1 protein-coding gene and 1 pseudogene are annotated in these 546 nt (G+C 76.0%); one reads left to right on the top strand and one right to left on the bottom strand.

Going from position 1 to position 546, the window contains the following annotated elements; genetic code table 11:
- Positions 1-248: substrate-binding domain-containing protein (locus LPA54_RS36045; RefSeq protein ID WP_228984753.1), on the top strand; the 248-nt coding region annotated here is incomplete at its 5' end.
- Between the two features lie 3 nt (positions 249-251).
- On the opposite strand, the pseudogene LPA54_RS36040 reads toward LPA54_RS36045, so the two are convergent.
- A pseudogene (locus LPA54_RS36040) lies at positions 252-546 on the bottom strand (esterase); the annotation flags it as partial.

Raw genomic sequence — 546 nt, 5'->3', positions numbered from 1 at the left:
TGATCGAGGCGTTCGAGGAGCTGGGGATGCGGGTCCCCGGCGATCTGTCCCTGACCGCCGTCTGCCCGGCCCCGGTCGCCGCGGCGGCCCGCGTCCCGGTCACCTCGGTGGCCGTGCCGGCCGCCGAGCTGGGCGCCCGCGCGGTGCATCTGCTGGTGCGGAAGCTGTCCGGGGCCCCCGTACCGGGCACCACCCTGCTGCCGCCCCGGCTGACGGAGCGGGCGAGCACGGCGCCGCGCGGGCACTGACACTCAGCCGAGCTGCCAGGCCTTCCCCAGCCGGTAGGCGGCGCACAGGTTCACGTCCAGGAAGTACGCCCCGGCCGCCCCGCACTGCGCGTCCCCGGTCCCGGGGTCGACGGGCTGGCCGTGCCCCATCCCGGTGAGGCTGTACGTCTCCACGACGGCGTTCCCGCCGGGGCCGCGGTAGACGCGGTGCGGGTGGCCGGCGACGGTGTCGGCGACGTCGGCGGTGCGGTCGGCGCCGTGCACGTTCGTCCACTGGTCCACCAGGGCGGTCATGTTGACCGGCTTCACCGTGTAGTCG

This window comes from Streptomyces sp. DH12, assembly GCF_020873895.1.
In the GTDB taxonomy this organism is placed as follows: Bacteria; Actinomycetota; Actinomycetes; order Streptomycetales; family Streptomycetaceae; genus Streptomyces.
The sequence above is the reverse complement of the archived record's forward strand: the minus strand, read 5'-3'. Positions and strand labels throughout refer to the sequence as shown.